General features: G+C 58.6%; 23 protein-coding genes. 10 read left to right on the top strand and 13 right to left on the bottom strand.

Annotation, left to right across the window (positions count from 1 at the left end):
- Positions 1–10 precede the first annotated feature (10 nt).
- Genes GOW31_RS15220 through GOW31_RS15205 form a run of 4 tightly spaced genes read left to right on the top strand, consistent with a single transcriptional unit; the run spans position 11 to position 2,916 of the window.
- Positions 11–688, top strand: coding sequence for a cell division ATP-binding protein FtsE (locus tag GOW31_RS15220; protein WP_152456816.1), 678 nt, complete (start codon positions 11–13; stop codon positions 686–688).
- Positions 685–1,584: an ABC transporter permease gene (locus GOW31_RS15215; RefSeq protein WP_171171176.1), complete on the top strand. Its 900-nt coding sequence runs from the start codon at positions 685–687 to the stop codon at positions 1,582–1,584. Before GOW31_RS15220 ends, GOW31_RS15215 begins: the two co-directional genes overlap by 4 nt.
- Positions 1,584–2,327 (top strand): 1-acyl-sn-glycerol-3-phosphate acyltransferase, encoded by a 744-nt coding sequence (locus tag GOW31_RS15210; protein WP_171171175.1) that lies wholly within the window; start codon positions 1,584–1,586, stop codon positions 2,325–2,327. Before GOW31_RS15215 ends, GOW31_RS15210 begins: the two co-directional genes overlap by 1 nt.
- Positions 2,311–2,916: a pyridoxamine 5'-phosphate oxidase family protein gene (locus GOW31_RS15205; protein WP_171171174.1), complete on the top strand. Its 606-nt coding sequence runs from the start codon at positions 2,311–2,313 to the stop codon at positions 2,914–2,916. The genes GOW31_RS15210 and GOW31_RS15205 overlap by 17 nt, the downstream gene beginning before the upstream one ends.
- 20 nt (positions 2,917–2,936) lie before the next feature.
- On the opposite strand, the gene GOW31_RS15200 is transcribed toward GOW31_RS15205, so the two are convergent.
- Positions 2,937–3,530 (bottom strand): NAD(P)H-dependent oxidoreductase, encoded by a 594-nt coding sequence (locus GOW31_RS15200; protein ID WP_171171173.1) that lies wholly within the window; start codon positions 3,528–3,530, stop codon positions 2,937–2,939.
- A 104-nt stretch (positions 3,531–3,634) separates the two neighbouring features.
- Here GOW31_RS15200 and GOW31_RS15195 point away from each other — a divergent pair, with 104 nt between their 5' ends.
- Entirely contained in the window at positions 3,635–4,213 is a 579-nt protein-coding gene (locus tag GOW31_RS15195) for a TetR/AcrR family transcriptional regulator (protein WP_171171172.1), read from the top strand.
- 21 nt (positions 4,214–4,234) lie between these two features.
- Here the strand turns inward: GOW31_RS15195 and GOW31_RS22200 are convergent, their stop codons facing one another.
- From GOW31_RS22200 to mdh, 11 genes are all read right to left on the bottom strand, one after another.
- A complete protein-coding gene (locus tag GOW31_RS22200) occupies positions 4,235–4,363 on the bottom strand; it encodes a hypothetical protein (RefSeq protein WP_256368806.1) in 129 nt (42 codons plus the stop codon).
- Positions 4,364–4,390: 27 nt separating this feature from the next.
- The gene (gene lpdA, locus GOW31_RS15190; protein ID WP_171119706.1) at positions 4,391–5,779 is read right to left on the bottom strand and encodes a dihydrolipoyl dehydrogenase; all 1,389 of its coding nucleotides are present in this window, start codon (positions 5,777–5,779) and stop codon (positions 4,391–4,393) included.
- 72 nt (positions 5,780–5,851) lie between these two features.
- Positions 5,852–6,121: a hypothetical protein gene (locus GOW31_RS15185; RefSeq protein WP_152456823.1), complete on the bottom strand. Its 270-nt coding sequence runs from the start codon at positions 6,119–6,121 to the stop codon at positions 5,852–5,854.
- A gap of 2 nt (positions 6,122–6,123) precedes the next feature.
- Positions 6,124–7,638, bottom strand: a complete 1,515-nt coding sequence (gene odhB, locus GOW31_RS15180; protein WP_171171171.1) for a 2-oxoglutarate dehydrogenase complex dihydrolipoyllysine-residue succinyltransferase — start codon at positions 7,636–7,638, stop codon at positions 6,124–6,126.
- 3 nt (positions 7,639–7,641) lie between these two features.
- Positions 7,642–10,599, bottom strand: coding sequence for a 2-oxoglutarate dehydrogenase E1 component (locus GOW31_RS15175; RefSeq protein ID WP_171171168.1), 2,958 nt, complete (start codon positions 10,597–10,599; stop codon positions 7,642–7,644).
- On the bottom strand, positions 10,596–11,138 hold the full coding sequence (locus GOW31_RS15170; RefSeq protein ID WP_171171166.1) for a DUF805 domain-containing protein: 543 nt from the start codon (positions 11,136–11,138) through the stop codon (positions 10,596–10,598). The genes GOW31_RS15175 and GOW31_RS15170 overlap by 4 nt, the downstream gene beginning before the upstream one ends.
- Positions 11,135–11,632 carry a DUF805 domain-containing protein gene (locus GOW31_RS15165; protein ID WP_171171164.1) on the bottom strand — a complete coding sequence of 166 codons (498 nt, stop codon included), beginning with the start codon at positions 11,630–11,632 and terminating at the stop codon, positions 11,135–11,137. The genes GOW31_RS15170 and GOW31_RS15165 overlap by 4 nt, the downstream gene beginning before the upstream one ends.
- Positions 11,633–11,748: 116 nt before the next feature.
- Positions 11,749–12,630, bottom strand: a complete 882-nt coding sequence (gene sucD, locus GOW31_RS15160; protein ID WP_152456828.1) for a succinate--CoA ligase subunit alpha — start codon at positions 12,628–12,630, stop codon at positions 11,749–11,751.
- A gap of 13 nt (positions 12,631–12,643) precedes the next feature.
- On the bottom strand, positions 12,644–13,471 hold the full coding sequence (locus tag GOW31_RS15155) for a glycosyltransferase family 25 protein (protein ID WP_171119701.1): 828 nt from the start codon (positions 13,469–13,471) through the stop codon (positions 12,644–12,646).
- 97 nt (positions 13,472–13,568) lie between these two features.
- Positions 13,569–14,762 carry an ADP-forming succinate--CoA ligase subunit beta gene (gene sucC, locus GOW31_RS15150; protein WP_152456830.1) on the bottom strand — a complete coding sequence of 398 codons (1,194 nt, stop codon included), beginning with the start codon at positions 14,760–14,762 and terminating at the stop codon, positions 13,569–13,571.
- Between the two features lie 309 nt (positions 14,763–15,071).
- Positions 15,072–16,034, bottom strand: a complete 963-nt coding sequence (gene mdh, locus GOW31_RS15145; RefSeq protein WP_117870353.1) for a malate dehydrogenase — start codon at positions 16,032–16,034, stop codon at positions 15,072–15,074.
- Positions 16,035–16,201: 167 nt separating this feature from the next.
- Between mdh and GOW31_RS15140 the strand changes: the two genes are divergently transcribed.
- Entirely contained in the window at positions 16,202–16,957 is a 756-nt protein-coding gene (locus GOW31_RS15140; RefSeq protein WP_171171163.1) for a sulfite exporter TauE/SafE family protein, read from the top strand.
- Here GOW31_RS15140 and GOW31_RS15135 read toward each other — a convergent pair whose 3' ends face one another.
- On the bottom strand, positions 16,958–17,263 hold the full coding sequence (locus GOW31_RS15135) for a hypothetical protein (protein ID WP_171171161.1): 306 nt from the start codon (positions 17,261–17,263) through the stop codon (positions 16,958–16,960).
- A 171-nt stretch (positions 17,264–17,434) separates the two neighbouring features.
- Here GOW31_RS15135 and GOW31_RS15130 point away from each other — a divergent pair, with 171 nt between their 5' ends.
- The 4 genes from GOW31_RS15130 to GOW31_RS15115 are packed head-to-tail and all read left to right on the top strand — an operon-like array spanning position 17,435 to position 20,100.
- The gene (locus GOW31_RS15130; protein ID WP_171171159.1) at positions 17,435–18,292 is read left to right on the top strand and encodes a CoA ester lyase; all 858 of its coding nucleotides are present in this window, start codon (positions 17,435–17,437) and stop codon (positions 18,290–18,292) included.
- A gap of 6 nt (positions 18,293–18,298) precedes the next feature.
- Entirely contained in the window at positions 18,299–18,853 is a 555-nt protein-coding gene (locus GOW31_RS15125) for an NnrU family protein (RefSeq protein WP_171171157.1), read from the top strand.
- Positions 18,854–18,865: 12 nt separating this feature from the next.
- Positions 18,866–19,072, top strand: a complete 207-nt coding sequence (locus tag GOW31_RS15120; RefSeq protein WP_171171155.1) for a DUF1737 domain-containing protein — start codon at positions 18,866–18,868, stop codon at positions 19,070–19,072.
- Positions 19,072–20,100 carry a MaoC family dehydratase gene (locus tag GOW31_RS15115; RefSeq protein ID WP_171171152.1) on the top strand — a complete coding sequence of 343 codons (1,029 nt, stop codon included), beginning with the start codon at positions 19,072–19,074 and terminating at the stop codon, positions 20,098–20,100. Before GOW31_RS15120 ends, GOW31_RS15115 begins: the two co-directional genes overlap by 1 nt.
- Positions 20,101–20,126 lie beyond the last annotated feature (26 nt).

Genomic DNA, 20,126 nt, shown 5'->3' with positions numbered 1-20,126 from the left:
GGGGGCACGTGTGATCGAGCTGGAAAATGTCAGCTACACCTATGGTGGCGGTGAATTGCTGAGTGATGTCTCGGTACAATTGCAGCCGGGTTCGTTTCACTTTCTGACCGGGCCTTCCGGGGCGGGCAAGACCACGTTGCTCAAACTGTGCTATGGTGCCCTGCTGCCGAGCTCGGGGCGGTTGAGCGTGTTTGACCAGGATATTTCAACGCTTGATCGCGACCAGCTGGCCGTATTGCGTCGCCGCGTTGGTGTCGTGCATCAGGATTGTCAGTTCCTTGACCACATGACGCTTGCAGAAAACGTCGCTTTGCCGCTGATGGTGTCCGGGCGTTCGGAAACATCCGAGCAGGAAAACCTGACCGAGCTGCTCAGCTGGGTGGGTCTTGGTGCCAGGCTCGAAGCGCTCCCGCCTGAACTGTCCGGCGGCGAGCGGCAAAGGGCCGCTCTGGCGCGTGCCGTCATATTGTCGCCTGACGTGGTTTTGGCGGATGAGCCGACGGGCAATGTTGACTGGGAAATGTCGCAACGGCTGCTGCGTCTTCTGATCGAACTGAACCGGATGGGCAAAACCGTCCTGATCGCCACCCATGATCTGAGCCTTATCCGCGCGGCCAAAAGCCAGGTACAGGCCCGTGTCTTGCGTATTTCGCAGCGCAAGCTGCAACTGGCGGGGGCGGATCTATGATCAGTCCTGACCTCAGAAATCTGTTGCGCGGTGACAAACGGGCAGACCGGGTTGTTCCCCCGACGGGATACACGGCGCACCTGACTCTGTTTGTCGCGGGTGCGATGGCGTTTCTTGCAGTATTCGCACTGGCCCTGTCTCTGGCGTCGGGGCGCATTGCGGATCGCTGGGCCTCGGAACTGGCCGGAGCTGCAACCCTGCGCATCAACGCGCCAACGGAACAGCGTGCGGCCCAGACCGAGGCCGCGCTGACCGTTCTGAGCCAGACGCCTGGCGTGGCCTCGGCCCGTGCCTTGACGCAGGAAGAGCAGGCGGCGTTGCTTGCCCCTTGGTTTGGGCCGGATCTGCCGCTGGATACGCTGCCCGTGCCGCAGCTTATCGAGATCATTGAAACCGAACCGGGCATCGACGTGGCTGGGTTGCGTTTGCGACTGGGAGCCGAGGTGCCGGGCGCCGTACTGGATGATCACACGCGGTGGCGGGAGCCTTTGGTTGATGCGGCGATGTCCCTGCGTCGTCTGGGGTGGATTTCGATCCTGCTGATCGGCGGTGCGACGGCTGCCATGATTACCCTTGCCGCCAACGCGTCGCTTGCCGCAAATGCCCAGATCATCGAAGTGCTGCGCCTGGTCGGTGCACGCGATGGGTTCATAGCGGGCGCATTCGTAAGGCGGTTTACCTATCGCGCATTCTTTGGGGCATCAGTCGGTACATTGCTGGGCATGACCGGTGTTCTGATGCTGCCCGAAGCCTCGGAATCGGGTGGTTTTCTGGCTGGCGTCGGCTTTCAGGGCAAAGACTGGGCGTTGCCGGTTCTTATTCCGATCCTTGGTGCCATGGTCGCGTTTTTTGCCACCTGGGCTGCGGCCCGACGCAAATTGAAGGAGCTTTCCTGATGTTGATGGCTGTTCAATGGGTTCGGTCATTGATCTTCATGATCGTGATCTACGCCTGGATGCTGATCCTTGGCATTGTCTTTCTGCCCTATGCACTGTTTTCCAAGGCTGGCGCCCTGAGGGCGTGCAAGACCTACGCGCGCAGCACCATGTGGCTGGCTCGTTGGATGGTTGGCATTCGGTGTGAAGTGCGGGGTAGGGTCCCAACGAATGAGGTGGTCATAGCCGCAAAACACCAGTCGTTTCTTGATATCATCATCATTTTTGATGCCATTCCGCACGGCAAGTTCATCATGAAGCGCGAGCTTTTGTTTACGCCAGTGATTGGAATGTACGCGCGGCGACTTGGCTGTATTCCGGTCAATCGCGGCAAGCGCGGTGCTGCCGTGACCAAGATGGTCAAAGATGTGTCGAAAGAGTTTTCGGAACCCGGGCAGCTTGTGATTTACCCGCAAGGGACACGTGTGGCGCCCGGTGCGAAGAAACCTTACAAGGTTGGAACAGCCGTTCTTTACGAAGGGCTCGGCTTTCCCTGCGTTCCGGTCGCGACGAATGCTGGCGTTTTCTGGCCCCGAACGGGTGTCATGCGCAAACCGGGCCTTGCGATCGTCGATTTCCTCGACCCAATCGAGCCGGGTGTTGGCCGGGACGAATTCCTTGCCCGGCTGGAAGATGTGATAGAAACACGTTCCAACGAGTTGATGCGGGAAGTGGGGTTTGATCCGGATGGAGCACATTCGTGACATTGAAACGCTTGAAGCTTTGTATGGTCGGCCCGGTGCTCCGTCCTTGCGAAAGGTCGTTCATCAACTGACGCCTCTCTATCGAAAGTGGATCCTTGCATCGCGCCTGTGTGTGTTCAGCACGGTTGGTCCTGAAGGTGTGGATGGCAGCCCTCGGGGCGATGATGGCCCGGTGGTCAAAGACCTGGATGCGAATACGCTGGCTCTGCCGGACTGGCGCGGCAACAACCGTCTGGACAGTTTGCGCAATATCGTGCGCGATCCACGTGTTTCGCTGATGTTCCTTGTTCCGGGGTCCAACAACGTCGTTCGGGTGAACGGGTTGGCGCGGGTAACGGCGGATGAGACCCTGCGGCATCAATTCGAGAAGGCCGGCAAACGCCCAGCGACCGTTATCGTCGTTGAAATCGCCGAGATATACAGCCAATGTGCCCGTGCTCTGATCCGGGCGCGTATCTGGTCAAGTGGTGACGAAAGCGGCAATCTTCCCACGATAGGCCAGCTTCTGTCCGAGGCATCAGACGGCGTGGAAGGCGGCGCGCAATATGACGAGGAATGGCTTGCACGCGCCGCAAAAACGATGTGGTAGATGTGGGTGTCGGCTGTGGTTCAAACCGCAGCGGCCCCGATCCTTGATACTTTTTCCACCCAGCGATCTACGCTGCCGGGCTTGGGATAGCTTGCACCGGAAAAATAGGTGAAACGCGTTGGTTTGAAGCCGACGAACCCAAGAATCTGGTCCCGTACCTGACGGATAAGCGCCTGCCGGTATATCAGGCGCATGAACCATCCCGGCGTGTCTGACGTCAGGATGACACGCGCGGTGCGCCCTGTCAGCATCGGGGCCGGAAACCCGATCTTGGTGGTGTTCCGTGTGTCAAAGGTTCGCCCCGGAATGAACATTCGGTCGATCAGTCCTTTGAGTTTGGCTGGAAGGCCGCCCCACCACATGGGGGTGGTCAGGACCAGATGGTCGCTCCACTCAAAGTCCTGAAGCACTTGCTCCAGAACCGGCTCAAGTGGTTTGAAGTCGTGATAATTGCCCTGACCGAAATCAAAATCGAATTGCAGATCGCTCAGATGAACCAACCGTACATCGTGCCCGTTTTTGCGGGCCGCGTCCCTGTACGTTTCGGCAAATGTGCGTGACAGGCTGCTTTCTGCGGGGTGTCCGTCAAGGATGAGAATCTTTTTCGGTTGCATCGGGTATCTCCTGAAAAAGTGACCGAGGTCAATTTATAGAATCAAAAAATGACCGTGGTCAATAAAAAATTTGACCGCGGTCAGAAATTATGCGATTGAGCCATATGCAAAAGACAATTCAGAAACGTACGATCAAGACCCGCGCCAACCTTCTTGCGGCCGCTGAAGAGGTCATCCGCAATGGCGGATATGAAGCGTTACGGGTGGAAGAGGTCGTGAAGGCCGCTGGGGTCGCGAAGGGCACTTTTTTCGCGCATTTTCACGACAAGGGTGCGCTGATGGAAATTCTGATTGCTGACAAGCTGAACGCCTGTCTGGATCAGGCCGAGGCCGGAACACCGCCCAAAACTGTCGCAGAAATCATCGCGGCGCTGGAACCGGTTCACAGTTTCATGACGTCCGAGCGATATGTATTCGATCTGTTGATCAGGTATTCCGGTGCGACGGCTGTCGCCGAAATAGGACCGGTGGCATATTGTTTTGAGCGATACTTCCGCGTCGTGATGCTGTGGCTCGAAGATGCAGAGGTCCGCAAAGACGTGCCACCCGAGTTATTGGCCGAAGGTGTGCAGGCCTTTGCCATTCAGGCCATGTCACTAAGATTCTGCGCGTTGCATTCCGCGACGACATTCACCGACAGGTTGGAGACCTATCTGGATGCCTGGTTGACCCCGACAGGCTGATCGCTGCCGGGGTCAAGGTTGTCAGCTGTGGATCGGACCGTCGCCGCAAGTCAGTGCGACCTCGCGCACGGCCTCGGAATAGGCCGGGTGCGCGTGGCAGGGTTTGACGTGGTTCGGCGCAACCGATGAAAGGTCCGGTGGACCTTTCACGCGTCAAACGGGCGGAGCCCGACCTGCCTAACTGTGGATCGGACCATCGCCGCAAGCCAGTGCGGCCTCGCGCACGGCCTCGGAATAGGTCGGGTGCGCGTGGCAGGTCAGGGCCAGATCCTCGGCGGATGCGCCGAATTCCATCGCCACGCAGACCTCATGGATCAGATCGCCTGCTGCGGGGCCGATGATGTGGCAGCCCAGGATACGGTCGGTTTCCTTGTCGGCCAGGATCTTGACGAACCCGTCAGAGGCAAAGTTGGCTTTGGCGCGGCCGTTGCCCATGAACATGAACTTGCCGACCTTGTAGGCACGGCCTTGTTCTTTGAGCGTCGCCTCGGTTTCACCGACATTGGCGACCTCGGGCCACGTATAGATCACACCCGGAATGACACCATAGTTTACATGGCCATGCTTGCCCGCAACCTGTTCCGCGGCGGCCATGCCTTCATCTTCGGCCTTGTGCGCCAGCATCGGGCCTTCGATCACGTCACCGATGGCATAGATCCCCGGTACGTTGGTTTGCCAGTCCGCACCCACCTTGATCTGGCCGCGCGGGGTCATCTCGACGCCCAGAGCGTCCAGCCCCAGACCATCGGAATAAGGTTTGCGCCCGGTGGCCACCAGCACGGTATCGGCGTCGATCACATGCTCGCTGTCGTCCTTGAGCAGCTTGTATGTCACTTTGGCCTTGGTCTTGGTTGCTTCGGTTTTCTGCACCGCGGCACCCATGATGAAATTCAGCCCCTGTTTCTTGAGGATACGCTGGAATGTCTTCTGTACTTCGGGGTCCATGCCCGGCGTGATTTCCTTGAGGAACTCGATCACCGTGACCTCGGCGCCCAGGCGGCTGTACACCGAACCCAGTTCCAGACCGATCACACCCGCGCCGATCACCACCATTTTCTTCGGGATCTTGCCCAGAGACAGCGCACCGGTTGAGGTCACCACCACCTTCTCATCCACTTCGACACCGGGCAGCGAGGACGGTTCGGAGCCTGACGCAATGATGATGTTCTTGGTTTCATGGATTTCATCGCCAACCTGAACCTTGCCGGCCGCAGGGATCGAGCCCCAACCTTTCAGCCAGTCGATCTTGTTCTTCTTGAACAGAAACTCGATGCCCTTGGTGTTGCCCTCGATCACCTCATCTTTATAGATCTGCATCTGTTTCCAATCGACCGAAGGGCTTTTGCCCTTCAGGCCCATCTTGGCAAAGTTGTGTTCGGCTTCATGAAGCTGGTGCGAGGCATGCAGCAGAGCTTTTGACGGGATGCAGCCCACGTTCAGGCAAGTGCCACCCAGCGTTTCGCGCCCCTCGACTACAGCGGTTTTCAAGCCCAGTTGAGCGCAGCGGATCGCGCAGACATAGCCGCCGGGTCCGGCGCCGATTACGATGACGTCATAGTTTGCCATTACATTCTCCTAAACCGACCGGACGATCCGGCGCTTTTCCGACCCGATCTGGCGGGTCGGGAATATCTATTGTCAAACAGGTTCCAGCAGCTTGATCGAGATATGCGCAATGCCGCCTCGTTCATGGTGCATTGCCAATTCCTCGGATCCGAAAAATGCCTTGGCCTTGTCCAGGTTGATCACCTCGAACATCGCGATCGCATGGTCCTTCTGATCGGGATCGCGCCAGACATGCAGGTCGCGGATACCCGCGGCCTTGCGCATCGGCTTGTCCTCGCGGAACACTTTCAGCCAGGCGTCGAAATCGGCCACATCGGCCTGCCAGAGTACATGTGTCGCCATGGTTAAAGATCCATCAGCAGGCGGCGCGGATCTTCAAGCGCCTCTTTCACGCGAACCAGGAAGGTTACCGCGCCCTTGCCGTCAACAATGCGGTGGTCATAGGACAGCGCCAGATACATCATCGGGCGGATCTTGATCTCGCCATTGATGACCATCGGCCGTTCCTGGATCTTGTGCATGCCCAGAATGCCCGACTGCGGTGGGTTCAGGATCGGCGAGGACATCAGCGAGCCGTAAACACCACCGTTCGAGATTGTGAAGGTACCGCCCTGCATCTCGGCCATCGAAAGTTTGCCATCGCGGGCGCGCTTGCCCTTTTCGGCGATGGCTTTTTCGATGGCTGCAAAGGACATGCTGTCCGCGTCGCGAATGACCGGAACCACCAGACCCTGCGGCGTGCCGGCAGCAACGCCCATGTGAACGAAGTTCTTGTAGACGATGTCGGTGCCATCGATCTCGGCATTGACCTCGGGCACTTCTTTCAGGGCATGGCAGCAGGCCTTGGTGAAGAAGGACATGAAGCCCAGGCGCACACCGTGCTTCTTCTCGAACTGGTCCTTGTACTGATTGCGCAGGGCCATGACCTCGGTCATGTCCACCTCGTTATAGGTGGTCAGGATCGCGGCGGTGTTCTGCGCATCCTTCAGGCGCTTGGCGATGGTCTGACGCAGACGGGTCATCCGTACACGCTCTTCGCGGGCTTCATCTTCGGCGGCAACCGGTGCGCGCGGAACCTGAGCAACTGGCGCCGGCGCAGCCGCCGCAGGTGCGGGGGCCGAAGCAGCCGCGACCGCCTTGGCTACATCTTCCTTCATGATGCGACCATCGCGACCGGTGCCGGTGACCTGGTCGGCTGACAACCCGGCTTCGGCCATCGCCTTTTCGGCAGACGGCGCATTTGCAACATCCTTGCCGGTGCTTGCCGCAGCAGGAGCCGCCACAGCAGCAGCCGGTGCAGGGGCTGCGCCTGCGGCCGCGCCCGAGATGACTGCCAGCTTTGCGGTTGCATCAACGGTTGCACCTTCCGGCGCGACGATTTCCGCCAGAACACCCGCAGCCGGGGCGGGTACCTCGACCGAGACTTTGTCGGTTTCCAACTCACACAGCATCTCGTCCTGCGCGACGCTGTCGCCGACTTGCTTGAACCAGGTCGAAACAGTCGCCTCTGTCACGGATTCGCCAAGCGTCGGCACCATCACGTCAACCGACCCGCCCGATGCAGAGGGTGCGGCCTCAGGGGTTGCTGCGGCTGTTGCCGGGGCAGGCGCGGCTGCACCTTCACCGGCAGCAATCGTCGCCAGCAGAGCATCTACACCAACCGTGTCGCCTTCGGCGGCCACAATCTCACCCATCACGCCGGATGAGGGAGAGGGCACTTCGACCGTCACCTTGTCAGTCTCCAGCTCACACAGCATCTCATCCACGGCGACTGCATCACCGGGCTTTTTGAACCATGTTGCAACAGTGGCTTCGGTGACCGATTCGCCAAGCGTGGGAACACGAACTTCAATCGTCATCGCTTATTTTCCTTCGAGGCTCAGCGCTTCGTTAACCAGCGCTTCTTGTTGGGCTTTGTGTTGGCTGGCCAGGCCCGTTGCGGGCGAGGCCGAGGTTGCGCGACCGACATAAGCCGGACGGGTATGTTTCGCGCCGATCCGGGAAAGAACCCATTCGATATTGGGTTCAATAAAGGTCCACGCACCTTGGTTTTTGGGCTCTTCCTGACACCAGACCATTTCGGCATTCTTGAACCGTTCAAGCTCGTTGATCAGAGAATGCGCCGGGAAAGGATAGAACTGTTCAATCCGCATCAGATAAATGTCGTCGATGCCGCGAGCATCGCGTTCCTCCAGCAGGTCGAAATAGACTTTACCGGAACACATCACCACGCGTTTGATCTTGTTATCCGCCACCAGCTTGGTGTCGGAATTGCCCTTCTGGGCATCATCCCACAGTACCCGGTGGAAGCTGGATCCGGTGGTGAAATCCTCGGCGGTGCTGACTGCCAGCTTGTGGCGCAGCAGTGATTTCGGTGTCACCAGGATCAGCGGCTTGCGGAATGTCCGGTGCAGTTGGCGGCGCAGGACGTGGAAATAGTTCGCAGGCGTCGTGCAGTTCGCCACGATCCAGTTGTCCTGACCGCACATTTGCAGGAACCGCTCCAGCCTTGCCGACGAATGTTCGGGGCCTTGCCCTTCGAACCCATGCGGCAGCAGACAGACCAGGCCGGACATCCGCAGCCATTTCGATTCACCCGAACTGATGAATTGGTCGAACATGATCTGCGCGCCGTTGGCGAAGTCCCCGAACTGGGCTTCCCACAGGACCAGCGCATTTGGTTCGGCCAGCGAGTATCCGTATTCGAAGCCGAGCACTGCATATTCGGACAGCATCGAGTCGATCACTTCGTAATGCGACTGACCTGCGCGAATGTTGTTCAGCGGGTAATACCGTTCTTCGGTTTCCTGATGAACGAATCCGGAATGGCGTTGGCTGAAGGTGCCGCGCGTGGCGTCCTGCCCTGCAAGGCGTACCGGGTAGCCCTCGGTCAGCAAGGATCCGAAAGCCAACGCCTCACCAGTGGCCCAGTCAAAGCCTTTACCGGTTTCAAACATCTGTTTCTTGTGCTCAAGCAGACGACCAACCGTCTTGTGCATGGCAAATCCGCTTGGTGCGCGGGTAAGGGCATCGCCGATTTCGGCCATGGTTTCCGGCGTGATCGCCGTCTCGCCGCGCATGTATTCGTCTTTGTTCTTGTCAAGATGCGACCAGCGCCCATCCAGCCAATCGGCCTTGTTGGGTTTATAGTCCTTACCGGCCTCGAATTCGTCGTTCAGATGAGCCTGGAAGGCCGCTTTCATATCCTCGATCTCACCCTCGGGGATCAGGCCATCCTTGACGAGGCGTTCCGTGTACAAGGACAGCGTGGTCTTATGCGTCTTGATCTTCTTGTACATGATCGGGTTGGTGAACATGGGCTCGTCGCCCTCGTTGTGACCAAACCGGCGATAACAGAAGATATCCAGAACCACGTCCTTGTGGAACTTCTGGCGGAACTCGGTCGCCACCTTGGCTGCATGAACAACTGCCTCGGGGTCATCCCCGTTCACGTGGAAGATCGGCGCCTCGACCATCAACGCGATATCCGTCGGATATGGGCTAGAGCGTGAAAAATGCGGCGCGGTGGTAAAGCCGATCTGGTTGTTCACCACGATATGCATTGTCCCACCGGTGCGATGCCCGCGCAGACCGCTCAGGCCAAAGCCTTCGGCCACGACGCCCTGACCGGCAAAGGCTGCATCACCGTGCAGCAGAATGGCCATGACCTTGGTGCGGTCCGTGTCGCCCAACTGATCCTGCTTGGCGCGGACCTTGCCCAGAACCACAGGGTTCACCGCCTCAAGATGCGACGGGTTCGCCGTCAACGACAGGTGCACGCTGTTGCCGTCGAACTCGCGATCGCTTGAAGCACCGAGGTGGTATTTCACGTCGCCCGAACCATCCACGTCTTCGGGTTTGAAACTGCCGCCCTGGAATTCGTTGAAAATGGCGCGGTACGGTTTGCCCATCACATTGGCCAGAATGTTCAAACGGCCCCGGTGCGGCATCCCGATCACGATATCACTGAGGCCGAGCGCGCCGCCACGCTTGATGATCTGCTCCATCGCCGGAATAAGCGCCTCACCGCCATCGAGACCAAAGCGCTTGGTGCCCATGTACTTGACGTGCAGGAATTTCTCAAAGCCTTCGGCCTCGACCATCTTGTTCAGGATGGCTTTGCGGCCTTCCTTGGTGAATTGGATTTCCTTGCCATAGCCCTCAATACGCTCTTTCAGCCAAGCGGCCTCTTCCGGGTTCGAGATATGCATGTATTGCAGCGCAAAAGTGCCGCAATAGGTCCGTTTAACGATCTCGACGATCTGCCGCATCGAGGCGACCTGAAGTCCCAGAACGTTGTCGATAAAGATCGGGCGATCCATATCGGCATCGGTGAAGCCGTAGGTTTTGGGATCCAGTTCCGGATGATTGCTGGCCGCGCGCATGCCAAGGGGGTCAAGGTTGGCGGCCAGATGACCCCGGATCCGGTAGGCCCGGATCAGCATCAGTGCCCGCAGACTGTCCAACACCGCACGCTTGATCTGGTCATCGCTGACTTCGACGCCTTTGTCGGCGGCCTTTTCCTTGATCTTCTTGCCTGCGGCCTTGGCGTCAATCTCGGCCCACTCACCGGTCAGCGCACCGGTCAGATCATCGGCCGGCATCGGAGGCCAGTCCGTGCGCGCCCACGAAGGCCCTTCGGCCTCGCGCTGCACATCAGGCGCGGAGTCACCCATGGCCTTGAAAAACTCGACCCAGGCAGCGTCTACCGCACCGGGGTTTTTGGTGTACTGCGCATAAAGCTGTTCCAGGTATTCGGCGTTGTGCCCCTGCATGAAGCTCGAGGCGTGAAAGGCAGTATTGGGCGAGTGTTCGGTCATTGGGCTACCTCATGTGGGTTGGGACCGTATTGATTGGTGCCTGGCTGGCTGGGGCGGGTCAGCCACCACAGCACCAGGAGGGGCGACACCACCAGAACGATAAGTGTCGGGATGACGATCAGCAATGTTGCGCGGGTGAACAAAATGTCCAGAGTGCCACCATGCTGGAAATGAGAGGCGAGGCCGATGCCGAAGATCAGAACCGCAAAGGCCCCAAGGATCAGCAGGATCGGCAGCAGAGCATACAGCCCACTGCGCCCGGTGTCGTGCATCCGCCGCCATGCAACGGCCAGATGCGGGAAGAAGACGATCAGGCCGACGATGCTCTGCACCGGAGCCGAGGACGTTGCGGTGACGGATTTCACCTCATCGCTTTCGGTGATCGCGACCTGAGTGAAGAACTGCCAGTCGATGATCCCGGCGATGATGTTCCAGATCACGATGAACAGGAAAAAGAACCAGTACTCGGGCCGCGAGGCACGACCTGAGAAGGTGAAAAACTTGGAGAAACAGGTGCGTATGGCGTCGGAGAAGGTCATGCGAAGCCCTCTTCACGCGGCACCCCAAATCGGTTTTTGTCTGGGTCGGAAGCAACCAGCATCAACCCGATAACATTGGACGCAGCCAGCGCGCTTGTCACTATCGCGATTAGGAACACTGGAACAAAAAGAAAGATGACCAGAAGAAACAGGAGAATCGGTCCGCCGATCAGCAACCCGAAGCCAAGAAAGACATGATACCCCAGCCAAACGATAAATACTGTTGCGAACGGATAGAGCGCTTGATGCCCATCTTCGCCAGTATCCTGCAGCCGTCTGCACATTGCCGAAAGCAGGGGCAAAGACGCGGCGGTGATCACCAAAAGCCTCGAGGTGCCCCAGTTTACGAGAACGCTCCAGTCAAACAGTAATGCGGCGGAGATCGGCAAAACAATTGCAATAGGGGCAAACCACCAAAACTCAGAACGCGACGCTCTGCCCGAAAAGACAAATGTCTTTCGGATGCCGGTTGATATGGCTTGCTTTGGTCCCATCGTTACTGTTCCGCCCGGAATTGCCAAAGGCAAACTTCAGGATTGATGGGCGGGCGCGTCTCGCCCACCCCCGAGCCGGGCGTTGCCCCAAAAGCATATGCCCGGTTCTTGGTCACTTACCCAATCGCTTCCAGCACAGCCTCACCCAGCTGGGCGGGGCTTTCGGCCACGACGATACCGGCCGAGCGCATGGCTTCGATCTTGTCTTCGGCGCCTCCTTTGCCACCGGCGACAATCGCGCCTGCGTGGCCCATACGGCGGCCCGGAGGGGCTGTGCGGCCTGCGATGAAACCGGCGGTCGGCTTCTTGCGGCCCTTCTTGGCCTCATCCGCCAGGAACTGCGCGGCTTCTTCCTCGGCCGAGCCACCGATCTCACCGATCATGATGATCGACTCGGTCTCGTCATCGGCCAGGAACCATTCCAGCACGTCGATATGCTCGGTGCCTTTGATCGGGTCGCCGCCGATACCCACGCAGGTGGACTGGCCCAGACCCACATCGGTGGTTTGCTTGACGGCCTCATAAGTCAGAGTGCCCGAGCGGGACACAACGCCGACCGAGCCGCGCTTGTGGATATGGCCGGGCATGATGCCGATCTTGCAGGCGTCGGGTGTAATCACACCGGGGCAGTTCGGGCCGATCAGGCGGGATTTGCTGCCTTCCAGCGCGCGTTTCACCTTCATCATGTCCAGCACCGGGATGCCTTCGGTGATGCAGACGATCACTTCCATCTCGGCATCAATCGCTTCGAGGATCGAATCCGCAGCAAACGGCGGCGGCACATAGATCACGCTGGCATTGGCTTCGGTCACGTGCTTGGCCTCGTGGACCGAGTTGAACACGGGCAGGCCCAGATGCTCCATCCCGCCTTTGCCGGGGGTGACGCCGCCGACCATCTTGGTGCCATAGGCAATGGCCTGTTCGCTGTGGAATGTACCCTGCGAGCCGGTAAAGCCCTGACAGATCACTTTGGTGTTTTCGTCGATGAGGACTGCCATTTTGTCCCTTTCTCTAGGCGGTGTTGGATTGATTGGGTTCAGTCGCCGGCAGAACCTGCGGCGCATAGGTAATTTTCTCGAGCGTGGCACGTCCCAGGGCCAGGTTGGCCGCCGTGCGCAGGCCGCTGCTGATTTCAGCGATGCCACGCCTTACTTTTTGCCGGATCAGGGGCCAGCCTGTTGGCCGCGCGCGCGGCGCACCCAAATTGTATTCGCCGGGCGCTTCGTTGCCCTGTTCGACCATGGCCGGGATCACCTGATAGGTGTTGATCTGGCGCGCCGCCGGCGAGGCGGAAGGGTTGAACAACAAACCATCCAGCGTAATGTCAAAGGGTTTCTGGGCCAGGAAGTGCCGGGCCGCTTCGCGTGTCAGAGCATAAGCTGCACCACCGGGATGGCGCGAGCGCATCAGGCGCAGTTCCCGCCCCAAATGGGACAACCGCTTGCGTCCAAGTGCCACGTAAAGCTTCGTGCTGCGCCAGCGTTCGAACCGGACGATATCGGCATCTGCGGGCCACCATGAGGCATCATTCAGCCAGTCTGCCAGTTCCGGTGTCAGAAACACATCATCCTCAAGGATCAACGCCTGTTCCGCGCCCGAGGCGATCAGCGCCTCCCATGCTTTGGCATGGCTGAGGGTGCAGGCCATGTCCTTGGTATGGAAATAGCCCCACGGCCCTTCGGCCCGACAGTCGCGCAGGAAATCCTCACGGGTGGCGGCGTCGCAATCAACAGCATTGACGCGCGTCGCCGACAGGCCTGCCTTTTGCAGCTCCTGCTCCATCAAACGCGCCCGCCCTGTGGCGCGTTCCAAGCCTATGAGGAAGATTGGGATGGTCATCAGATCGATTGCTTCTTTCGGCCTTGCGCGGCAATGCTTTTCAGCTTGGTTTTAGCCGCGATGGGGCGGGCCCGAGGCCAGCCCCACTTGAACAAGCTTAACCCTTGACCGCTTTCACGATCTTTTCGGCACCGTCTTTCAGGTTGTCCGCCGCGATCACGTCGAGGCCAGAGGTGTTGATGATCTCTTTGCCTTTTTCGACATTCGTGCCTTCCAGACGCACGACCAGCGGAACCTTCAGGCCGACCTCTTTCACCGCGGCGACAACGCCCTCGGCGATGACGTCACAGCGCATTATGCCGCCGAAGATGTTGACCAGAATGCCTTTGACCTGCGGGTCTGAGGTGATGATCTTGAACGCCTCAGTCACTTTCTCTTTGGTCGCACCGCCACCCACGTCGAGGAAGTTGGCAGGCTCGGCCCCATACAGCTTGATGATGTCCATCGTCGCCATCGCCAGACCGGCGCCATTGACCATGCAGCCGATCTCACCATCCAGCGCGATGTAATTCAGGTCGTATTTGCTGGCTTCCAGCTCCTTGGGGTCTTCCTCGGTCGTGTCGCGCAGCTCGGCGATGTCGGGGTGGCGGTAGACCGCGTTGCCGTCAAAGCCGACCTTGGCGTCCAGCACCTTGAGATCGCCGCTGTCGGAAACGATCAGCGGGTTGATCTCCAGCATCTCCATGTCCTTCTCGACGAAGGCTTGATAGAGCTGACCCATCAGTTTGACGCATTGCTTGACTTGCGGGCCTTCCAGACCCAGCGAGAAGGCGATGCGGCGACCGTGATACGGCATGTAACCGGTGGCCGGATCGACCGAGAAGGACAGGATTTTCTCGGGCGTTGCGGCGGCCACCTCTTCGATGTCCATGCCGCCCTCGGTCGAACAGACGAAAGAAATGCGGCTGGTTTGACGATCTACCAGCAGGGCCAGGTACAGTTCGCGCTCGATGCCCGAGCCTGCTTCGATATAGATGCGGTTGACCTGCTTGCCTGCCGGACCGGTCTGATGCGTGACCAGTGTACGGCCCAGCATCTTTTTGGCTTCTTCGGCGGCTTCTTCAACCGATTTGGTCAGACGAACACCGCCTTTTTCACCGGCGTCGGCTTCTTTGAACGAACCCTTGCCGCGACCACCTGCGTGGATCTGTGCTTTGACAACCCAAAGCGGGCCGTCCAGCTCACCTGCTGCGGTTTTGGCTTCTTCGGCGCGCAACACGGCGCGACCATCGGACACCGGTGCGCCATAGCTGCGAAGGAGGGCTTTGGCCTGATATTCGTGAATGTTCATCGAAACTGTCCCGTCTGACTGCGTTTAATCGTTATAGGGGTGTCTAGCGGGCAAGTTTAAAGGGTTTTTTGATGCTCGATGGGTTTTTAGCGAAGATTTTCAACATTTGTGATCACGGGATTTTAGGGTGTGATCACAAAATTTCTGATGTGGCAAAACGATTCGAAAAAACTGCGCAGCGTCAGAAAATCACATTCGAAAAAAGGGATTTGCGGCGTTTGCGCCAACATTTGCGACCGGGACATGCGCGGACCAAAAGAAAACCGGCCCTGAAACGGGCCGGTCTGTTATTCGGAGTTCAGGGCTGTTTTACGCCAGCGAGCTGTCGATGCCCTTGCACGCGTCGATCAGACCCTTCACGGCGTTCACCGAGTTGTCGAACCCTGCCTGCTCGTCTTCGTTCAGCTTGATGTCAACGATACGCTCGACGCCGCCTGCGCCGATCACGGTCGGAACACCGACATAGAGCCCGTCTACACCCAGTTCGCCGTTGCAGTAGGCCGCGCATGGCAGAACGCGTTTCTGGTCTTTCAGATAGGCTTCGGCCATTTCGATCGCCGATGTTGCAGGCGCGTAATAGGCCGAACCGGTTTTCAGCAGGCCAACGATTTCGGCGCCGCCGTCACGGGTACGCTGCACGATGGCGTCCAGTTTCTCTTGCGTGGTCCAGCCCATCTCGACCAGATCAGGCAGCGGAATGCCGGCAACGGTCGAGTAACGGACCGACGGTACCATGGTGTCGCCGTGGCCGCCCAGAACGAAGGCGGTGACGTCGCGCATCGAGACGTTGAACTCTTCCGACAGGAAGTGTGCAAAGCGCGCCGAGTCAAGCACCCCTGCCATGCCGCAGACCTTGTTGTGCGGCAGGCCCGAGAATTCGCGCAAGGCCCAGACCATCGCGTCCAGCGGGTTGGTGATGCAGATCACGAACGCGTCGGGTGCGTGGGCTGCGATGCCTTCACCAACCGACTTCATGACTTTCAGGTTGATGCCCAGCAGATCATCGCGGCTCATGCCCGGTTTGCGGGCCACGCCTGCGGTCACGATGCACACATCCGCGCCAGCGATATCGGCATAGTCGCTGGTGCCTTTCATCGAGGCGTCGAACCCTTCCGAAGGGCCGGATTCAGCGATGTCGAGCGCCTTGCCTTGAGGCAGCCCGTCTGCGATGTCAAACAGGACAACGTCACCCAGTTCTTTGACAGCTGCGAGATGTGCGAGCGTGCCGCCGATGTTCCCCGCGCCGATCAGCGCAATCTTGGGTCTGGCCATTTGGAATTTCTCCATATCCGGTCGGTATTGAAATCGCGGTTGTGCTAGTCGTTAAAACGTCAATAGGCAAGAGTTCTGCGACGTGGCATACAACCGCATACTGTTTGCAGGCCCTGCTTTGATTGCGCTAAACGGCCTTTGAGACAAGCCAAAACCGGGACTGTCGCATGTTCGAATTGAACTTGATGTTTTTTGCCGTGGCGATCCCTGCCGTGATCTTTGCCGGTATTTCAAAGGGCGGTTTCGGTTCCGGCGTGGCCTTTGCCTCGTCGTCGATTCTGGCCTTGATCCTGACGCCCGGGCAGGCTTTGGCCCTGATGCTGCCGATCTTGATGGTGATCGACGTGGCCACGTTAGGTCCCTATTGGAGGCGGTGGAGCTGGCCGGATTCCCGTCTGCTGATCCTTGGCGCCGTGCCCGGTGTGGCGATGGGTGCGTGGCTTTATCGTGCAACAGATGATAATCTGTTGCGTCTGCTGATCGGTGGCATCTCGGTCGGGTTCGTAATCTGGCACATCGCGCAGTCGAAAGGGTGGGTGCGCGGGTTTGCCAGGCGACTGCCGCCGTCTTCCGGTTTGTTTGCCGGGCTGGTCGCGGGTTTCACAAGTTTCGTCAGCCATGCCGGTGGCCCCCCGGCAGCGGTCTATCTATTGTCGCAACGCCTGACGAAAACGGAATTTCAAGCCAGTACGGTACTGGTTTTCTGGGTGATCAATATCGCGAAATTCATACCTTATGCTTATCTGGGTATGTTCACATGGCAGACGTTATGGGCGGATTTGCTGCTGGCACCCTTTGCGATCCTGGGGGCATGGCTGGGCGTCCGGGCACATTTCATGTCGTCCGAACGCCTGTTCTTCGGGCTTGCCTATGTGCTGCTGACACTCACCGGCAGCAAGCTGATCTGGGACGCGCTTACCTGATCAGGCATTGGGTCGCAGCGCCTCGGCCACCTCTTCAAAAGCCTGACCAGAAGCCACAAGGCAGGTGATCCCGTTGGGCAACGTCACCGTGATCGTCCAGCTGCCGGTTTCGTTCGAGGCAAAAAGCTCCATGACGGCGCCTTTCCGGGCCAGTCCCAAACCCCTGCGCGTTTCGCCATAGGCCTCGTACAACCGTTCCAGTACAGCTTCTCTGGGCGCACAGTTTTGACCCTGAGCATGCACATGTTGCGCGGCCAGGACCATGATCCCAAGCCCCATCGTCATCTTGAACACCGTCTTTCGCATCCCGTACCCCTTTTTGATTCCAACTGCCGATCAGGGTGGGTGGCAAGGGACGAAATCCGGTTAAGGGAACGCACGTTGCGTCGGGTTTGCTGCAGTGCGGCGATTTTGTGCTTGAACTTTCCTGCAAAAAATGTCCCATTCCGCGCAACTTTATTTCAATGGGAGTGGTCCATGGATCCTCGTCTGCGCCCCTATCGTTCGGTTCTCTACATTCCTGGTTCGAGGGACCGGGCCCTGGACAAGGCCCGATCTTTGCCTGTGGATGCGATCATCTTCGACCTGGAAGATGCAGTTGCAGCGGACGAAAAAGAAAACGCTCGCGAAACGCTGAAAGGGGCCTTGGCCGCTGGGGGCTATGGTGCGCGGGTCAAGATCGTCCGGATCAATGGGTTGGACACCGAATGGGGGCGTGCCGATGCCGAGGCGGTGCGCGACATGGATGCCGATGTTGTCCTGTTGCCCAAGGTGAATTCGGCGGCTGACGTGGATGCTCTGGCGGCGATCACCGGAGAATTGCCGATCTGGGCCATGATGGAAACGCCGCGCGGAATGCTGAACGCTGCCGAGATCGCCGCGCATCCGCTGATGGCCGGGTTCGTGATGGGCACAAACGATCTGGCCAAAGAGCTGCAAACTCGCTTTCGTCCCGATCGCCTGCCGATGATGACTTCGCTGGGTCTGTGCCTGTTGGCCGCCAAGGCCGAAGGGCTGATCATCATCGATGGCGTGTACAACGCTTTCAAGGATGCCGAGGGTCTAACCGCCGAGTGTGCGCAGGGTCGCGACATGGGCTTTGATGGCAAAACACTGATCCATCCGGCCCAGGTCGATGTGGCCAACACAGCATTCGCACCATCAGATGACGAGATCGATCTGGCCCGTCGCCAAATTTCGGCATTCGAAGAGACCGAAGCGCAAGGGCAGGGTGTTGCCGTCGTGGATGGCAAGATCGTTGAAAACCTGCACGTTGCAACGGCCCGTGAAATTCTGGCAAAAGCAGAGGCGATTTCAGCTTTGCAAGCGGGGTAAGCCAGCATGGGCTTTGTTCTTCTGATTTTAGGCGTGGCGCTGTGGTGGGCCGCACATCTGTTCAAACGTGTGGCGCCTGAACGCCGCGCCGCGATGGGCGACGGGGGCAAGGGGGTGGTTGCCCTGGCGCTGGTCGCGTCGATCCTGCTGATGGTGTTCGGCTATCGCATGACCGACTTCATCTATGTCTGGGCACCGCCGACCTTCCTGATTCACGTCAATAATCTGTTGGTTCTGATCGCGATTTTCATGATGAGCCCCGCGGGCACAAAAGGCCGGGTGCTGAACAAGCTTCGCCATCCGATGCTTGGTGGATTCAAGCTGTGGGCCTTTGCGCATTTGCTGGTGAACGGAGATCTGGCCTCGATCATCCTGTTCGGCGGTCTTCTGGCATGGGCCGTGGTCGAAGTTGTTGTGATCAACAAGGCCGAACCCGACTGGGAGCCCGGTGAACCGGGAACCTATGGCAAGGATGCGATGTTCTTTGTGGCGTCGATCGTGCTGCTGGGGATTATCGGATATATCCACGGCCTGGTCGGTCCGTCTCCGTTTGGCTCATGAGGACCTGACCCCATGGCGAAACTCTATCGTTTGTTGACCGAAGAAGACACGTCAGCCTTCTGCCACAAGGTGTCAGATGCGCTGGCGAAGGGATGGGAGCTGCACGGCGACCCGTCCTATGCCTTTGACTCAGCCAACAATGTAATGCGGTGTGCGCAGGCTGTGACCAAAGAGGTCGAAGCCGACTATTCCCCCGACATGAAACTGGGACAGCAGTAATGGTAAAAACAAATCCGGGCCGATTTTTCGAGGATTATTCCGTAGGGCAGGTGTTGCAACACGCCGTGCCGCGCACAGTGACCGAGGGCGAACGCGGTTTGTATCACGCGCTTTATCCCGCGCGTCACGCGCTGTATTCCTCGGACGAATTTGCCCGGGATTGCGGTTTGCCGGAAAGTCCGCTTGATGATCTGGCGGCGTTTCATCTGGTGTTCGGCAAAACGGTTCCGGATGTCTCGTTGAACGCGGTTGCCAATCTTGGCTATGGCGAAGGCCGTTGGCTGAAACCCGTCTACGCCGGTGATACCCTGCGATCTGTATCCGAGGTTATTGGCGTCAAACAGAATTCCAACGGGAAAACAGGTGTCGTCTGGGTCCGCACCCGTGGATTGAACCAATTGGACGAAGTCGTCATCGAATATGTCCGTTGGGTGATGGTGCGCAAGGCAGACGTGAATGCGCCAGCGCCCGAAACGGTTGTTCCCGAATTGAAGAAGGCCTTGACGCCCCAGGATCTGATCGTGCCCGAAGGTCTGGATTTCTCGAATTACGATTTTGCGTTGGCCGGTGAAGCGCATCGTTGGGGCGATTATGAGATCGGTGAGAAAATCGACCACGTGGACGGCGTCACCGTGGAAGAGGCCGAACACATGCTGGCCACGCGATTGTGGCAGAACACCGCCAAGGTGCATTTCGACCTGACGTTCCGCCCGGAAGGCAGGTTGATCTATGGCGGGCACGTGATCTCGATGGCGCGGACATTGTCGTTCAATGGGCTTGCGAACGCGCAGATGATTGTCGGCCTGAATGGCGGCGCGCATGCCAACCCGTGTTTCGCGGGCGACACGATCAAGGCCTGGTCCGAAGTTCTGGATAAGGCGGAAACCGGTGTTCCCGGCGTGGGTGCGATCCGCCTGCGTCTGGTGGCGACAAAGGGTGGTGATCCGTTCGAGTTGGAGAATGACGAGGGCCGGTATTTGCCGGATGTGCTTCTGGACCTCGACTATTGGGCGCTCATGCCGCAATAGGCGTGCTGACGGTAATGTGAGCCATT

The organism is Ruegeria sp. HKCCA0370, assembly GCF_013033705.1.
Taxonomy (GTDB): Bacteria; Pseudomonadota; Alphaproteobacteria; order Rhodobacterales; family Rhodobacteraceae; genus Ruegeria.
This window is presented reverse-complemented; position numbering and strand designations above follow the sequence as displayed.

Coding starts and splice junctions, on each gene's coding strand:
- GOW31_RS15215 (WP_171171176.1), top strand. CDS start 685: ATGATCAGTCCTGACCTCAGAAATCTGTTGCGCGGTGACAAACGGGCA.
- GOW31_RS15210 (WP_171171175.1), top strand. CDS start 1,584: ATGTTGATGGCTGTTCAATGGGTTCGGTCATTGATCTTCATGATCGTG.
- GOW31_RS15205 (WP_171171174.1), top strand. CDS start 2,311: ATGGAGCACATTCGTGACATTGAAACGCTTGAAGCTTTGTATGGTCGG.
- GOW31_RS15200 (WP_171171173.1), bottom strand. CDS start 3,530: ATGCAACCGAAAAAGATTCTCATCCTTGACGGACACCCCGCAGAAAGC.
- GOW31_RS15195 (WP_171171172.1), top strand. CDS start 3,635: ATGCAAAAGACAATTCAGAAACGTACGATCAAGACCCGCGCCAACCTT.
- lpdA (WP_171119706.1), bottom strand. CDS start 5,779: ATGGCAAACTATGACGTCATCGTAATCGGCGCCGGACCCGGCGGCTAT.
- GOW31_RS15185 (WP_152456823.1), bottom strand. CDS start 6,121: ATGGCGACACATGTACTCTGGCAGGCCGATGTGGCCGATTTCGACGCC.
- odhB (WP_171171171.1), bottom strand. CDS start 7,638: ATGACGATTGAAGTTCGTGTTCCCACGCTTGGCGAATCGGTCACCGAA.
- GOW31_RS15175 (WP_171171168.1), bottom strand. CDS start 10,599: ATGACCGAACACTCGCCCAATACTGCCTTTCACGCCTCGAGCTTCATG.
- GOW31_RS15170 (WP_171171166.1), bottom strand. CDS start 11,138: ATGACCTTCTCCGACGCCATACGCACCTGTTTCTCCAAGTTTTTCACC.
- GOW31_RS15165 (WP_171171164.1), bottom strand. CDS start 11,632: ATGGGACCAAAGCAAGCCATATCAACCGGCATCCGAAAGACATTTGTC.
- sucD (WP_152456828.1), bottom strand. CDS start 12,630: ATGGCAGTCCTCATCGACGAAAACACCAAAGTGATCTGTCAGGGCTTT.
- GOW31_RS15155 (WP_171119701.1), bottom strand. CDS start 13,471: ATGACCATCCCAATCTTCCTCATAGGCTTGGAACGCGCCACAGGGCGG.
- sucC (WP_152456830.1), bottom strand. CDS start 14,762: ATGAACATTCACGAATATCAGGCCAAAGCCCTCCTTCGCAGCTATGGC.
- mdh (WP_117870353.1), bottom strand. CDS start 16,034: ATGGCCAGACCCAAGATTGCGCTGATCGGCGCGGGGAACATCGGCGGC.
- GOW31_RS15140 (WP_171171163.1), top strand. CDS start 16,202: ATGTTCGAATTGAACTTGATGTTTTTTGCCGTGGCGATCCCTGCCGTG.
- GOW31_RS15135 (WP_171171161.1), bottom strand. CDS start 17,263: ATGCGAAAGACGGTGTTCAAGATGACGATGGGGCTTGGGATCATGGTC.
- GOW31_RS15130 (WP_171171159.1), top strand. CDS start 17,435: ATGGATCCTCGTCTGCGCCCCTATCGTTCGGTTCTCTACATTCCTGGT.
- GOW31_RS15125 (WP_171171157.1), top strand. CDS start 18,299: ATGGGCTTTGTTCTTCTGATTTTAGGCGTGGCGCTGTGGTGGGCCGCA.
- GOW31_RS15120 (WP_171171155.1), top strand. CDS start 18,866: ATGGCGAAACTCTATCGTTTGTTGACCGAAGAAGACACGTCAGCCTTC.
- GOW31_RS15115 (WP_171171152.1), top strand. CDS start 19,072: ATGGTAAAAACAAATCCGGGCCGATTTTTCGAGGATTATTCCGTAGGG.